Origin of the sequence: Kocuria rhizosphaericola (assembly GCF_044462205.1) — a bacterium.
GTDB classification, from domain to species: Bacteria; Actinomycetota; Actinomycetes; order Actinomycetales; family Micrococcaceae; genus Kocuria; species Kocuria rhizosphaericola.
In genome coordinates, this window is the sequence record NZ_JBISWK010000098.1 from 17,666 (window position 1) to 32,415 (window position 14,750).

Genomic DNA, 14,750 nt, shown 5'->3' on the forward strand with positions numbered 1-14,750 from the left:
CGCCTCCCACGACCGTCCTGCACGCCGATGCGCGAGACCCGACCCACTGATCACATACATCACCACCCTCAGCCGCTCACACGCACGGCACCGCTTCGACCGCGCCGCGGTGCCTCGACTGTCAACGGCGGCTGATATGTATCCAGGTTCCGACGGCTGAAAAGTATCCGGCATCGACTACCTGCTGGTCGATGAGCTGCACGAGTACAAGAACCTCGACACCGCCTCCAACATCTCCGACGCGGCGATCGATGGGTCCAAGCGGGCCAGCGACCTACACTCCAAGGTCGAGTACCTACGGAGCAAGCATGGGGATCGGGTGATGACCGGGGCGACCGCGACACCGATTGCGAACTCGGTGACCGAGATGTACGTGATGCAGCGCTATCTGGGCCCGGAGTTGTTGGAGCGGGCCGGGATCCACGACTTCGACTCGTGGGCGGCGACCTTCGGTCAGGTGGTCTCCGAGATGGAGCTCTCGGTGGCCGGCGGGGACAGCTTCAAGATGAAGGAGCGTTTCGCGAAGTTCCAGAACGTCCCGGAGCTGTTGAAGATGTTCCACACCTTCGCCGACGTGAAGACCGCCGAGGACTTGCAGCTCCCCACCCCGGACCTGGTGGTGCGGGAGGACGGGAAGCGGCTGCCGCGCATGGTGGCTGTGGAGGCCTCGGCCCAGTTGCAGGACTACATCGCCGAGATCGGCCGCCGCGCCGAGGCCATCCAGGCGCGGTTGGTGCCCCCGACCGAGGACAACATGCTCAAGATCAGCTCCGACGGACGCAAGGCCGCCCTGGACCTGCGCCTGGTCGACCCTCAGCTGGGCTCGGTCGTGGCGGAGACCAGAATCAGCGCCGCCGCGGACCTGATGGCCCGCGTGTACGAGGACCACCGCAACGACGTGTTCACCGATCCCTCCACCGGGGAGGAGCACCCCACCCGCGGTGCGCTGCAGATCGTGTTCTGCGACCTGGGCACCCCGTCGGAGTCCTGGAACGTCTACGACGAACTGCGCGCCCAGTTGGCTGAGCGGGGGGTGCCGGCGGAGAAGATCCGGTTCATGCACGAAGCCCGCAATGATGCGGAGAAGGGCCGGCTGTTCTCGGCCGCGCGCACCGGGGAGGTGGCGGTGCTGATCGGGTCCACGCAGAAGATGGGTGTGGGCACCAACATCCAGGCCCGGGCGGTGCACCTGGTGGACCTGGACGCCCCGTGGCGTCCGACCGATGTCGCCCAGCGCCACGGGCGCATCATCCGCCAGGGCAACCAGAACCCGGAGGTCGCCATCTCTCAGGTGGTGACCAAGGGATCGTTTGACACCTTCATGTGGCAGACGCTGGAGCGGAAGTCGAAGTTCATCGACCAGATCATGCGCAGCAGGTTGGACGTTCGCGAGATCGAGGACGTCGGGGACAACACCCTGTCCTTCGCCGAGGTGAGGGCCATCTCCAGTGGCAACCCGTTGATCTTGGAGAAGTCGAAAGCCGACCAGGAGCTGGCCCGGTTGGAGCGGCTGAACCGGGCCTGGCACCGCAACCAATCCTCACTGGTGTTCCGCAAAGACGCCGCCCAGACGCGCGCCGACGCGCTGGAAAACGAGATCCCTGTGCTCCGCGCAGCTACGCAGCGGACCACCGATGAGCTCGGCGGGGAGAAGTTCCGGATGACCATCGACGGGTCCACCTACGACAAGCGCGCCGACGCGGCGGAAGCGTGGCAACGGTGGGCAGGAGTGCACGCCACCTCGCGCCCGCCCCGGGGCGGGGAGACCGACCTCGGGGTCGCCGGCCGGATCGGTGGCCACGACATCCGGGTGGTGCAGCGTTCAGGGAACCTGGCTGACTTGAGTGCGTCCCCGGTGGAGCTGCGCATCGACGACGCCCCCGGTGTCGTCGTGGAAGTCACCCGGGCGACGTCGTTGAAACCGAGTGTGGGGATGATCCAGCGCCTGGAGAACCAGGTGCGGGCACTGCCGGAGGAGGTCACCAAACGCGAAGCACGACTGGGCTCCGCCCGGCAGGAAGTCGTTGACGCCCGTGAGGCGTTGGAGGTGCCCTTCAAGCACCAGGACGCGCTGGAAGCCGCCCGCTGGGAGGTCGAACGGATCGGGCGCGCCATGCGCGGAGAGGAGACGCCGCAACCGAGCCTGGACCCGGAGCTGGAGGCGTTGAAGAAGCGGATGCGCATCAACTTCCCCGACGCTCCTACCGCGGGTCGCAACAGTGGCGGGCGTGGTGGAAACGGTGCCGGGCGTCCGCTCGAGGTGGCGCGGCGGCAGGACGAGCAGCGTCCCCAGCAGGGCGGCTTGGGGCTGTAAATACGCGCTCTGCTTGGTCTGTTCAGACTGTCAACGGCAGGCGAAAGCTGACCCCTTTTCGGCAGGCGGATTCAACAGCTCGTCGCAACACCGACGTGGTTTCAGCATGACAGCTTTGCGGTGAACACGGTCGCCGGCGTCGCCCATCCGAGCACCTTCCGCGGACGGGTGTTGAGCAGCTGCTCCACCCTCGTGAGGTCCCCTGCGGTGTGCACGCTCAGATCCGTGCCCTTCGGAAAGTACTGACGCAGCAACCCGTTCATGTTCTCGTTCGATCCCCGCATCCACGGACTGGCCGGGGCGGCGAAGTAGACGCCTTCGCTGAACCAGGCAGCCACCAGGTCGTGTCGGGCCATCTCCGAGCCCTGGTCCCAGGTCAAGGTCCGCCGTGCCGGCTGCGGGAGGTGCTCCACCAGCGCCTCCAGGGCGTCGGTCAGCGCTTGTGCGGCGTGGCCGTTCGGCAAGTGCACCAGGCGGACGTATCGGCTGGTGCGGTCCACCAGCGTCCCGATCGCTGAGCGGCCCTTCGCCCCCACAATGAGGTCGCCCTCCCAATCGCCGATCCGCACGCGTTCTTCGACCACGGCTGGGCGCTGATCGATCAGCATCCCTGGGGCGATGAAGCGTGGGGTCCGCTGGTCCGGGCGCCGACGGCGCTGGCGCATCGACCGGCCCGTGCGCAGCCGGGCGGTCAGCCGCCGGTGCAGTCCGCGACGGGTGCCGTGGTAGAGCGCCTGGTAGATCGTTTCGTGGCACACGTGCCATTCCGGGCGCTGCGGGCACTCGGTCCGCAGCCACACTGCGATCTGCTGCGGGGACCAGTCCAGCTCGAGCTTGGACTGCACCACCCGACGGAGCTCCTCGTCGTGGGCCAGCACCCCGGGCCGGTGCCGTCGGGCGGCCGTGCGGGCCCGGGCATGAGCCAGCACCGGGTCATAGCCCCCGCGGTCGTGGGCGGCGGTATTGCGCCGCAGCTCCCGGGAGACCGTCGACGGCGCCCGCCCTAGCCGGGCGGCGATCGCCCTCATCGACAGGCCCTGCCGGCGCAGCACCGCGATCCGTTCTCGTTCCAGCAACGACAGATAGCGCTCCGACTGCTGCGCCTCGGCTCTCCGGGCGGGACCCAGCCCGCCGAGCTCAGCCCGCCACCGGTACCCGGTCTTGCGCCCGATCCCGACCATCCGGCAGGCCTCGACCGTGCCCACCCCGGACAGGATCAGCGCCCAGTACTCGTCTTCCAGAACCAGCCGCCGCTTACGCCCTCTGATGCCCATCTCCATCCCTCCATCTACCAGGGATGTTGCGACGACCGCTAGAACCCACCGTTGAATCCGCCTGCCGGAAAGGGGTCAGTTTTCACGTGCCGTCGACACCGTGGTCGTTGGGAGCGGTGGCCGCCAGGCCGTCTACCTCAACACGGGAATGGATTTCTTCGCCTTCGGCCAGGCCCAGGGGATCGGATTTTTCGACGTGGCCGACCCGGAGGCGTTGCTGCGCGAGCTGGATCAGGTGCGCTGAACCCACTGCGTGGGATGGATGGCCCTCCTGCTGTAATGCACCCTCGGTTCCTCGAAGGCGCGAGGCACTGTCCCCAGAGGCGCACACGGCATGTCCGTCGACCGCACGGTTTAGCATATGCGCACTTGGTGCCGTCAGGGCCGCAGGGGGAACGGGCGAAGAATCGTCCAAGGCAGGGGAACAGGATGGATGGGCCCGACCGGGACCGCGGCAGAGGGCTTCGATTAGCCTGTGGGGTGATGACGACGACAGCCGGGGCGGCTGCCCTTCTGGCCATCTGGTTCCTCCCACCGGCTGCTCCCGTAGAGGACCGGATCACGGGGTGGGTGGGGGCCTTCGCGGCCCTGGTGGCAGTGCTGCATGGGGTGCTGTTGCTGGTCGGCTGGTCCAACGGCCGACGCATGAGTCTGACGCGGGCGCGGTGGCGGTACTGGTACACGCCGGTGGCACTCTCCCTGGCTGCAGGGACACTGTGGACCGCGACGTTGCTCTCCGACCCTCAGCTGATGATCGGTCTGTCGGCCTTGTTCGTGGGCAATGCCTTTTTCATGCTCTTCGCCCCGGACACCGGTCCCCAGTGGGCCACGAAGGTCACCCCGGTCCAGCAGCAGCGGCGGTGGCGGCGGATCCTCGGTGTCCTGGTTGTCGTGACCATGGTGTGCGCGGGGGCCGCGGTGTGGGCGCTGGGCGCCGAAGCCTTCGGCGCGGCGGTCATGGTGATGATGATCGGTGTCATGGCGTTGATGTTCGGCGCGCTCATCGCGGTGCAACTGTTCCGGTTACGCCAAATCAGGAAGACAGCTCACCGGTGAGGCGCAGTCATCTGCCATCAGGTGCCGAGTCGCGGAGAAGAGGCATGATGGGCACCGGCAGGGCTCCGATCAGCGGTGGCTTCGTGGTCGTGTGTGTCCTCTGGTTCCTGGCCATGGTGGTTATCGCGATCGTTGAGGGCGATTCCTGGACCACGGTGCTGGGCAGTCTCGGTCTCGTGGCAATGGCACTGGTCAACTGGCGAGGCTTCAAACGGCACGACCGGGAGTACCGAGAGCGCATGGAGCGCCTCGACCAGCGTCTGGGACGTGACCCGTAGTGCGACGCTGAGCACCACCGAGGCCTTGGCCGGCTGCTGTGCATGCACCGGTGCAGTTGGGGTTCTCCGAGCGGGCCTGATGCGTTTTCCCGAACTCGGTCGTCTCGCTCAGAGGAAGTTCCGGGGAAGTGGGGTGACGTCGTCGATGCATTCCATCGCCGTCCGTGACCGGCCGCAACGACGTAGGATGCCCTGGATTTGCGGATATGACCTGTGGAGAAGAGTGAGACATGACCGGTGAGACCCCCACCCAGCCAGAGCCTGGCACTGACGCGGACGGCTCGGGGGAGGAGCTTCGCCGGTTGCTGCTGGAGCTGGGATCGGAGCTGCTCGCTGGGGGTCTGCCCGTCAACGACGTCGAAGGCGCCCTCCGCCACCTCGGTGTTGCTCTCGGACGACCCGACGTTGCGGTAGCGGCACTTCCCACAGGCCTTTTCGTCACCCTCGAGAAGGCAGGCGATACCGGGTTCCAGCCCACAGGTAACCCACTGAGGTTCGAACAAACGGCTGAGATCCTTGAACTCGGGCAGCTGGTGCGCGTCGGCCGCCTCAGCATCGGTGATGCTCTGCGCGACCTGAAGCGGATCAGACGTTCACCCGCACGCTGGCCCGCATGGGTGTCCGACCTCGGTGCCGTTCCCGTCGGGGTGGGGTTGTGCGTTCTCCTCCAACCCGCCTTGCCCAACATCGCCGCCGCCGCCGCGGGGTCCTTGATCGTCGCAGGACTCACCACGGCGGCCCGCCACTGGGCTGCGTTCAGGCCGTTGCTGCCGGTAACGGCCGCGTTCATCGTCTCCTTCGTGATGCTCCTGGCGGTGCAAGCATCGATCCTTGACGGCGCTTTGCGCACGATCGTGGCCATTCTGGCGATCCTGCTTCCGGGGAGCCTGCTGGTTACCGGTCTTTCCGAAATCGCAGCCGGGGCGATCAGCGCCGGCTCCGCCCGGCTCCTCGGTGGAAGCGTGCAGTTGGTGCTTTTTGTCACCGGGGTCCTTACGGCGGCAGTACTTCTTCATGCTCCGCCCACCGACCTGGCCAACACGTATGTCACCAATGCCTCCTGGTGGACCATGGTTGTCGGGGTAGCGATCACGCTTGCCGGGATCATGGTCTGGTTCAGCACGCCCCTTTCCGCCACCCCTTACATCGTCGTCGTTGCCGGTCTCACCGCTGGCGTTCAACTCACGGTCCAGTCGATGTATGGTGCCGCCACTGGAGGTCTCCTGGGAGCCATTGTCGCCGCCATCGCGGCCACCATCGCCCATGCGCTTCCCAACGCCCCGGTATGGCAAGTCATCTATCTACCGGCTTTCTGGGTCCTCGTTCCCGGCTCTTTCGGCCTGATGAACGCCGCCCAGATGCACTCCGGTGACGGCCTTCATGACCTCGCCACGGCAGGCTCAGCCGTGCTCGCCGTCGCCATCGGCACTCTGATCGGCTCGTTGATCAGCCAATTGCCACTCGCCCGCCACCGTGGTGCCCGGTTTCTGTAAGAGACTGATGCGCGCCGGGGCCGGTGCAGGCACTGGTGTGCCGCTGGTGCTGACCACTGCCCCCGTCTCGACCCAAGTGCTCGAAAGCCTGCGGCAGTAGATTGCGAGGAGCACAGCCGTGTGCGTCAGGGGTTCCCATGCGGGCATCGTCGGGTGACGCAAATTGTGCGAACGGGTCACGGTCGGTGACGAGACCTGGAATAGAGCAGCGACCTTGCTGCTCGGCCACCTGCCGTCGACGACCAGGCCTGCAACGTTCAAACGGTGTTTCGGGGCAAGCGGCATTGGCGTGAGACATGGCGTTCCCCGGAACCAGGAATGGCCAGCCACAAGGTTGGCCATCCGCGGATGCTTTGAGTGGCAGGGGAGGGACTCCCGCCGTCGTCACCAGACAGGAAGCTCGCCCTCGCCGGGGGTGACGCGCAGGTCGGACTCGTCGATGACGACGTCATTGATGGAGGCCTCGCGGCAGCGCATGTAGCCGAGTGCGTCGAATTCCCACAGCTCGTTGCCGTAGGAGCGCCACCACCGCCCGTCGGTGTCGTGCCACTCATACTGGAACCGCACTCCGATCCGGTTGTCCGTGAAAGACCAGAGATTCTTGCGCAGGCGGTAGTCGAGCTCGCGGTCCCACTTGTCTGCGAGAAAGGCGACGACCTCCTCCCGCCCGCGGATGTGCTGGTCGCGGTTGCGCCACTCGGTGTCGACGGAGTAAGCGCCGGCGACGCGCTCGGGGTCACGGCTGTTCCAGGCGTCTTCGGCGGCCTGAACCTTGGCGAGGGCGCTCTCGTGGGTGAAGGGCGGAAGCGGCGGGCGCGGCTGATCAGAAGTGCTCATGTGCCCATCCTTCCGGGGCGAGGGATGCGCCCGCCAGTGGCGGGGGACCGCTTTACATATGGCCGGTTCGAGGTCGGCCACCCACGAGAGTTCCTGCACAGCGACGTCACGATAAGGGCTCCCGAGACGAGTGGTCACCGCCATTTGGCAGGTGTTCTTGGACGATTTCGGGTGGTGGGGCCGGCCCGAGTGGTGGGCTGGGGAATCGTTGGCGCTGAACGCTTGTGCTGAGATCGAAATGATGGTCGGCTCTTGACGATCGATGCGATGGCCAGGAAGGAACCGTGCCCATGAACGCCACCCGGAACCCGTTGGAGACACTGTCGCTGGATCAGTTGCGCCGGCGCACCAGCATGAAGTGGCGGGCCCACCCCGAGGACGTGCTGCCTCTGTGGGTGGCGGAGATGGACGTCTCTCTGGCCCCGGCGGTGGTCCGGGTCGTGCACGAGGCCATCGACCTCGGCGACACCGGATACCCGGCCGGCACCGACTACGCCGAGGCGCTGAGCGCCTTCGCTGCGCGGCGGTGGCAGTGGGACGGGATTGCCGTGGAGCGCACCGCCGTCGTCCCGGACGTCATGATGGGGGTGGTCGAGGTGCTGCGCCTGCTGACCGATCCGGGGGACGCGGTCGTCGTGAACTCCCCGGTCTACGCCCCCTTCTACGCCTTCGTCTCCCACGACGCCCGCCGGGTGGTGGAAGCACCGCTGGGCGAGGATCTGCGGGTCGATCTGGACGTGCTGGAGGCAACGTTCCGTGGTGCGCGGGCGCGCGGGGGCAAGGTCGCCTACCTGCTGAGCAACCCCCACAATCCCACCGGGACCGTCCACACCGCTCAGGAGCTGACCGCGGTGGCCGAGCTGGCCCGCCGGCACGGGGTGCGGGTGGTCGCCGACGAGATCCACGCGCCCCTGGTGCTGCCCGGGGCCCGGTTCACCCCGTATCTGAGCGTGCCCGGTGCCGAGGACGCGTTCGCGCTGATGTCGGCCTCCAAGGGGTGGAATCTCGCCGGGCTCAAGGCCGCCCTGGCACTCGCCGGTCCGGAGGCCGCCGCAGACCTGCAGCGCATGCCCGAGGAGGTCGGTCACGGGCCCAGCCACGTCGGGATCATCGCCCAGACCGCTGCCTTCGCCGAAGGTGACGTGTGGCTGGACGCGCTCCTCGAGGGCCTGGACGCCAATCGGGCACTGCTGTCCCGCCTGCTGGCACAGCACCTGCCGGGTGTGCGGTACACCCCGTCGCACGGCACGTATCTGGCGTGGCTGGACTGCCGCAGGCTGGGCCTGGAGTCCGGCGAGGGCCCCGAGGGGCTCGCCGTCGTCTCGGACATGGCCGCAACCGCCCGGATGTTCCTCGACCGCTCCCGGGTCGCCCTGAGCTCCGGGCACGTCTTCGGCACCGGCGGAGCCGGACACGTGCGGTTGAACTTCGCCACCTCGCAGGAGATCCTCACCGAGGCGCTGACCCGCATGGGACGGGCGGTGCAGGACCTGCCGTAGCCGCACCGACCCCCGTGACAGGCCTGGGCCGGCGGTTCAGGGCGCGGACGCACGACAGGAGTGGCCCCGGCCTCCGATTCACATATGGCCGGCTATTGGACACGTTCCACGGAGTTGACCTCGCAGGGGGAGTTCCTGGGCCTGGATGTGCTCAGAGCCGGCAGCTTCCACATCCCGGATCTGCAGCGCCGTGTCCCGCCCGGCCGAGCTCACCCGCGCGTAGAGCAGGCGTACCACCGGTTCTGCTCCCGGGTGTCCCCATAAGGGCCCCATCGCAGAGATTCCGAGAACACCCTCGTGGGACACATTGTTGCGACAAGGTGGCGCCGGTGAAATGCCGGCGGTGACCGGGGCCCTGAGATGCCCCGCTGCCGATCCTGTCAAAGGATCGTTTGATGAGATCCGCCTGTGGCATCACATCTCCGTCGTGCAACGGATCGTGGCCCCGAAGGGGAGTGCCGGTCAACCGCAGCTCACCCGCGTGGATGATCGCATCGACATCCCTGGGAGATGTCCCGCGTCAGCCACGCCCTACCGTCCAGTGCGAGTCAACCGCCTCGACGATTCACCACCTCAGACCCGGGTCGACCCCTTGACGCTCCACCGGGCCCTGGCTCGCGATACCTGAGTCCCCAGTGCAGTGGACTTCGGAAACTGACAGCCGTCCCATCGAACCTATGAGCCGGCAGCTGCCCGGTGGAGCCGGGGTCCGGATGCAAGTCTGAGCAACCGGACGTCCAGGGCGATCCGGCAGGGGAACAGCACGAGGAGGATCAGCAGGCGCTGAGCCAGACCGGTCCAGTCCTCCAGCGGGGCGCCGGGCGGGAGCACGACGGCAAACATGGTGACGAACCCCGCCAGTGCGATCAACCCGGCAACCAAGGTGTAACCGGCGAACGGGCGCCACGCGTCATCGTGCTTGAGCCGACGTGAGAGAAGGATGAGTCCGAGCGCGCTGCACGAGAAGAACATGGCCCCGGAGACAGCGTGGCCTCCGGGGTCGAACGTTTCACCTGCAGGGTCCTGGCGCAGGGGGAAGACCGCGGCGAGGACGAGTCCGATTCCGGACAGGACCAGGAGGCCAGGTCCGGCCGCGCCGAAGCGGGCGTGCTCGACCCCGATGTGCAACCCGAGCGCGTAACCAATGGTCAGCACCCCGAAGACGACGAAGTTCAGCTGCTGGACCCATCCGTACGGTCCCACCTCGAGGGCGCTGATGGGTTCCGCCATCGGACTGTACTCGCCGCGGCGCACGACCTCCTGGGCCATGTACGTCGCGGTGAACAGGACGGGGCCAATGATTCCGGCCCACGCCAAGACGGCCCTGCGTCCCATGGGAACAAGGTACTTGGCGGCCGGGCCCAACCAACAGATCGTGTCATCCATGCACCACGAAAGCGCCTCGGCCGGCAGTCTCACCGGCAGCCACGGCGCCTTGACGGCAAGAGGGACTGCCCGTTGGTGCGACAGTCCTCTCGGGGTTGCTGAAGCTGTAGTCGACTCGTTGGCCTGCTCCACGGCTGGGGGTGGGTCGCACCATCGATCGGGTACTGGTGCGTGCTCGTGTCGATCGGTGGGTCAAGCCGGCCGCTGCGCCGGTGAGAAGAACGCTGTGAGTGCTTCAGCGAGGGCCTCGGGATGGGTCAGCGGGACAGCGTGCCCAGCATCGGGGATCTCCTGCATCCGTGCGTTGGGGACGTGGTCGGCCACGTACCGTGCGCCGGCGGTGGCGTAGGGCTTGGTGTCCGACCCGATCAGCACAAGCACCGGAGCGGAGATCGCGCCGAGCACGGCGGGATCTTCGTGGGTGGGGCCCTGGTACTTCACCTGTTGCTGGAAGAAGTTGAGCAGGTCCGGGACGTAGCGCCCTGCGGCCTCGAAGTAGCCGGCGCCCTCGGCCACGGCGATCTCTTCGTCAGTGAAGACGAATGCGGCGAACGCGCGAATCCCGTCCGTGAACCTGCCCTCGGCGGCCAGCTCGCCCATGCGGGCGACGGCGTCGCCAAGCGCCGCTTGCTCCTGCTCCTCCATCAGGCGCGGCGTCAGAGGCTCAACGGCGGCCACTGCGTCCACCGCGTCGGACTGTGCCGCCACGGCCAGTGCCAGGCCGGCGCCGCCGGACCAGCCCACCAGTCCGGTCGGTTCGGCGGTGCTGGCGACGTAGTCGAGGACGTCGTCGACCAGCCGACCGAAGCTGAGGTCGGGGTGATCGCCGCTGAGGCCTCGGCCCCGCCAGCTCGGCAGATGGCAGGTGAACCGGCCGGTCAGGTGCCTCAGCAGCGCTTGCCAGTCGATGTCGCCATCGCCGATGACCCCTTGCAGGAACGCCAGCGGGGGCCCTTCTCCGTGCACGGCCCCACCGATGGTGACGTCGTCGGTGGTGGTCACGTAGTGGGTGCGTTGGCTGCTCATGTGCTGGATCCCTCCTCTGGTGCGGTCATGCCTGCAACGATGACGCAGAAGACGCCCGATGACGCCTGCCGGGCCGCGGGCACCAGCATGCGGCTCTTGCCGCTCCAGGCGGTGCCCTCCACGAGTGCCGGGCCTCCGCGCCCGCTCGGGATGACATCGACTATCGCCGGCAACCGTCCGATGTTCGCCTCCCGCTCGAGCAGGAGAGGAGTCCCCGATTCCGGGGTCTCGCTCTCCGGGGTCACGACCATGAAGTCAGTGTTTCACCACGGTCGACCCCTACACAGTGGCAAGAGTCGATGAAAGGGACTGCCCCGGGGTTCTGACCAGCCCATGCCGACGAAGATCTGAGCGGATGCCTCTGATCGAGGCACCACTGACCGATGGGGGGCGTGGGCTCGAGCAGACATCAGGCCTGTCCTGCTGTGGATGAACGGAAGATGTTCGGCGCACGATGTCTGCAGGCCTGGAGTACGGTCAGAGGAGTCCACCACAGATGGACACCGAACCGATGAGGATCGTCATCGACGGACAGGACTTCTCCGTGACGGCCCGCCCCGGCGCAGCGGGTGTGTACGACTTCGACTGGCTCCACCATCCGGTCGGATACGGGTTCACCTCTGCCGGTGGCCTGATGAGCCGGGCTGAGATGGAAGAGGCCATCCGGCATTTCCTCGAGGGCATCGACCCGGCCACCGGTTGCCTGGACTGAGCGGACAAGAACCCTGCGGCATCGATCCCCGCCCCGGGCCACACGCGAAGCCTCCCCATGACGGTCAGAAAGGCGAAATCAGTGTCCCGTCCGACAACGTCAGGAGTACCTCGGTGACGGGCCTTGGGGGGTTTCCTGCCGCTGCCGGGCAAGGACGGGGGAGCGGTGACCTGCGGGGGCGCCGGGCCCGGACCGTGGTGCTGCTGGGCATCGACGGGGCCGGGAAGACGACCACCGCCGCGGCGCTGGTGGCCGCGGCGCAAGAGGCGGGGTGGGAGGCGATCCTGCTGCGCAACCGGTCCGGTCGCCGCTGGCTGGCACGCACCTCGGCGCGCGGCGGAGTGGAGGTGTCGGTGCGGTGGGCGGACCGGTTCGAGACCGTGGTGCGCACCACCAACGTCCTGGTCGCCCAGGTCCGTGCCGCACGCCGGGACGGTCTGGTGGTGATCGACCGCCACCTGGTGTGCCAGCTGGTGCTGCGGCGGGTCCGGGGTCTACCGCCGGGCCGGGTCCTGCCGCGGCTGGCGGTCGCGGTGCTGGGCGCGGGGGTCGTGGTGGTTCTCGACGTTCCGGCCGAGACCGCCCATGCCCGGATTCTCGCTCGCGGGCAGGATGACGAGTCGCTGGAGTACCTGCGCGCGGCGCGGGCGGCCTACCTGGAGTTGGCCGGTGTCCGCGGCTGGGCCGTCGTGGACGCCACCGGGGAACCCGAGGCCGTTCTGGCCCGACTCAGGGGCCTGTGCTGACCCGCCCAACCACTGGTATTCCAGGGCCACGCTCGACCAGCACATCCGGGCACTGTCGGCCCGGAGCTTCTGACTGGTTTGCCATCCGGTGCAGGCGCCACGCGTGTCGTCATGCGCAGGAGGGGCGCCACGGTCAAGTCTGCGTGCTGCATCCCTCGCGGCGGGATGGAGCAGGTCCCCACGCGTGTGACGAGGCAGGCGTGGGGGCCGGGACCTTGTGCGCGGTGGAGGCTGGCCGTGTCATCGGCCGTCTGCACCGGGGTCATTGCCACTGCTCGAGAGGGGGCGAAGGGACTGCGCCTGCTGTCACCAGCTCGGCCTGCGCAGCTCGGACCGGACTCGTTCCCCGCGGGTACCGTGGGCTGATGGACCTGAACAGATTTGCACCGGGCCGGTTCCGCCAAACGGCGATCACCGTGGCTCATCGCACGGAGACGGGCATCCGGGACCGGCTGGCACGCCGAGCGGCCGGCCGTGGGTGGACCCCGGCGGTGCTCCCGTACTCCGGCTATGCCAGCGCGCAGCATGCTCGCGTGCTGGGACGGGTCGTCCTCGCCCCGGCATCGGTGGATCCGGCGGCCCGCCGCGGGATCTCCGGATGGCGGCGCCTGCTCACCCTGGAGAGCCCCGGAACCGAGGTGGAGATCGAGCTCGGTGGCACGAGGACCACGGTCACCAGCGACTCCGCCGGCATCATCGACGCCCGGCTGCCGTTGGACACCCCGCTGGAGCCGGGCGCCGGCACCGCCCTGCTGCATGTGCACGGCCGTGAGCAGGTGCCGGCGACCGTGCACGTCATGAGCGGCGAACCGGTGCGTGGGGTGGTCTGCGACATCGACGACACGGTCTGGGTCACTGGCATCTCCCATCCGGCCCGGGCGACCTGGCGCACCCTGCGCGGCTCCAGCTCGACCAGACAGTCGGTGCCAGGCATGGCCCGCCTGCTCCGGGCTGCCTTGGAGGGCCAGGACCATCCCGGGGTGGTGTATCTGAGCAACGGCCCGTGGAACTTCGTGGGCTCGGTCACCCGGTTCCTGGCACGGCACGACTTCCCGGCGGGGGCGGTCCTGATGACCGACTGGGGCATCACCCCGGACCGCTGGTTCCGCGACGGCCGGGAGCACAAGTCCTCCTCCCTCACCCGTCTGATGGAGGACCTGCCCCACCTCACGTGGGTGCTCGTCGGCGACGACGGCGAGCACGACCCTGCCCTCTACGGTGACCTGGCGAGGGCGCACCCCGGCCGCGTGGCGGCCATCGCCCTGCGCCAGGTCCGACGGGCCGCCAAGATCGGGGATGAGCAGGAGGCGGGCTCCGTCGACGGGGTCCCCGTCCTGCGCGGCGCCGACGGGGACAAGCTCCTGCCACTGCTGCGCGACGCGCTGCGCAACCGCCCACCAGCCGGCGGGAACAGTTGAGGCGGCAGCCCGGCCGCCCCCGGTGAAGGGACCGCCCNCCCATGGGCGGTCCCTTCACCGGGGGCGGGTTCAGACGGAGTTGTTGCCGCCGTTGCCGCGCCGGGTGTCCGGGGTGGTGGTCCCGGTGGAGGCCTGGGTGCCGGCCCGTGCCCCCTCCACGGACCCGGCCTCGGCCTCGGGGGTGGGCAGGGACTCCGGGCCCGGGCCTACCCCGGTGCGCTCGTACTCGTGGTGTGTGCCGTGGACGCGGTCCAGCAGATCGTGGAAGTGCTTCTCGGACTCGATGAGCTCGTCCCGGTACCGGGGGGAGATGGAGCCCATCTGCTCCTGGTAGCGGGCGGCCTTGGCGGCGAGCCGACGACGCTCCTCCGGGGACGCGTCCTGGGGCAGGGACACGTACTGCTCGGCGACGCTCTGCAGGGTGCTGATGATGCGCACGGCCCGTCCCTTGGGGCTGAACAGGGAGGCCAGGACGGTGACCACCAGCACGCCGATGATCACGGACAGGGACAGCCCGATGCTGATCTCCACGACGTCGACGTGTTCGCCGTTGTTGATGAAGGACAGGTTGTTCTCGTGCAGGGCGTGGATGATGAGCTTCACGCCGATGAAGCCGAGGATGATCGCCAGGCCCCAGGAGAGGTAGATGAGCCGGTCCAGCAGCCCGTCGATGAGGAAGTACAGCTGGCGCAGGCCCATCAGCGAGAACGC

Annotated in this window: 14 protein-coding genes; 8 read left to right on the forward strand and 6 right to left on the reverse strand. The window is 68.1% G+C overall.

Features of this window, described 5'->3' with window-relative positions; genetic code table 11:
• Positions 1-322 precede the first annotated feature (322 nt).
• Positions 323-2,314 carry a helicase-related protein gene (locus tag ACH9D2_RS10200; RefSeq protein ID WP_396362722.1) on the forward strand — a complete coding sequence of 664 codons (1,992 nt, stop codon included), beginning with the start codon at positions 323-325 and terminating at the stop codon, positions 2,312-2,314.
• A gap of 101 nt (positions 2,315-2,415) precedes the next feature.
• On the opposite strand, the gene ACH9D2_RS10205 is transcribed toward ACH9D2_RS10200, so the two are convergent.
• Positions 2,416-3,594, reverse strand: a complete 1,179-nt coding sequence (locus ACH9D2_RS10205) for an IS30 family transposase (RefSeq protein WP_396362723.1) — start codon at positions 3,592-3,594, stop codon at positions 2,416-2,418.
• A 477-nt stretch (positions 3,595-4,071) separates the two neighbouring features.
• Between ACH9D2_RS10205 and ACH9D2_RS10210 the strand changes: the two genes are divergently transcribed.
• From ACH9D2_RS10210 to ACH9D2_RS10220, 3 genes are all read left to right on the forward strand, one after another.
• Positions 4,072-4,644, forward strand: coding sequence for a hypothetical protein (locus ACH9D2_RS10210; protein ID WP_396362724.1), 573 nt, complete (start codon positions 4,072-4,074; stop codon positions 4,642-4,644).
• 44 nt (positions 4,645-4,688) lie between these two features.
• Entirely contained in the window at positions 4,689-4,922 is a 234-nt protein-coding gene (locus ACH9D2_RS10215; protein ID WP_396362725.1) for a hypothetical protein, read from the forward strand.
• Positions 4,923-5,152: 230 nt separating this feature from the next.
• Positions 5,153-6,415, forward strand: coding sequence for a threonine/serine exporter family protein (locus ACH9D2_RS10220; RefSeq protein WP_396362726.1), 1,263 nt, complete (start codon positions 5,153-5,155; stop codon positions 6,413-6,415).
• 384 nt (positions 6,416-6,799) lie between these two features.
• Here ACH9D2_RS10220 and ACH9D2_RS10225 read toward each other — a convergent pair whose 3' ends face one another.
• On the reverse strand, positions 6,800-7,252 hold the full coding sequence (locus ACH9D2_RS10225) for a nuclear transport factor 2 family protein (RefSeq protein WP_396362727.1): 453 nt from the start codon (positions 7,250-7,252) through the stop codon (positions 6,800-6,802).
• A 290-nt stretch (positions 7,253-7,542) separates the two neighbouring features.
• Between ACH9D2_RS10225 and ACH9D2_RS10230 the strand changes: the two genes are divergently transcribed.
• Positions 7,543-8,751, forward strand: coding sequence for an aminotransferase class I/II-fold pyridoxal phosphate-dependent enzyme (locus ACH9D2_RS10230; RefSeq protein WP_396362728.1), 1,209 nt, complete (start codon positions 7,543-7,545; stop codon positions 8,749-8,751).
• Between the two features lie 675 nt (positions 8,752-9,426).
• Here the strand turns inward: ACH9D2_RS10230 and ACH9D2_RS10235 are convergent.
• The 3 genes from ACH9D2_RS10235 to ACH9D2_RS10245 all read right to left on the reverse strand — a co-directional run bounded on the left by ACH9D2_RS10235 (position 9,427) and on the right by ACH9D2_RS10245 (position 11,414).
• Entirely contained in the window at positions 9,427-10,086 is a 660-nt protein-coding gene (locus tag ACH9D2_RS10235) for a DUF998 domain-containing protein (protein WP_396362729.1), read from the reverse strand.
• 243 nt (positions 10,087-10,329) lie between these two features.
• Complete coding sequence (locus ACH9D2_RS10240) at positions 10,330-11,163, reverse strand: alpha/beta fold hydrolase (RefSeq protein ID WP_396362730.1); 834 nt, start codon at positions 11,161-11,163, stop codon at positions 10,330-10,332.
• The gene (locus ACH9D2_RS10245; protein ID WP_396362731.1) at positions 11,160-11,414 is read right to left on the reverse strand and encodes a hypothetical protein; all 255 of its coding nucleotides are present in this window, start codon (positions 11,412-11,414) and stop codon (positions 11,160-11,162) included. Before ACH9D2_RS10245 ends, ACH9D2_RS10240 begins: the two co-directional genes overlap by 4 nt.
• A 245-nt stretch (positions 11,415-11,659) precedes the next feature.
• Here ACH9D2_RS10245 and ACH9D2_RS10250 point away from each other — a divergent pair, with 245 nt between their 5' ends.
• The 3 genes from ACH9D2_RS10250 to ACH9D2_RS10260 all read left to right on the forward strand — a co-directional run bounded on the left by ACH9D2_RS10250 (position 11,660) and on the right by ACH9D2_RS10260 (position 14,039).
• Complete coding sequence (locus ACH9D2_RS10250; RefSeq protein ID WP_396362732.1) at positions 11,660-11,875, forward strand: hypothetical protein; 216 nt, start codon at positions 11,660-11,662, stop codon at positions 11,873-11,875.
• Between the two features lie 113 nt (positions 11,876-11,988).
• Positions 11,989-12,621: a thymidylate kinase gene (locus ACH9D2_RS10255; RefSeq protein ID WP_396362733.1), complete on the forward strand. Its 633-nt coding sequence runs from the start codon at positions 11,989-11,991 to the stop codon at positions 12,619-12,621.
• Between the two features lie 365 nt (positions 12,622-12,986).
• The gene (locus ACH9D2_RS10260; protein WP_396362734.1) at positions 12,987-14,039 is read left to right on the forward strand and encodes an App1 family protein; all 1,053 of its coding nucleotides are present in this window, start codon (positions 12,987-12,989) and stop codon (positions 14,037-14,039) included.
• Positions 14,040-14,108: 69 nt separating this feature from the next.
• Here ACH9D2_RS10260 and ACH9D2_RS10265 read toward each other — a convergent pair.
• Positions 14,109-14,750, reverse strand: a 642-nt coding sequence (locus ACH9D2_RS10265) for a TerC family protein (protein WP_449555785.1), incomplete at its 5' end; no start/stop codon positions are given.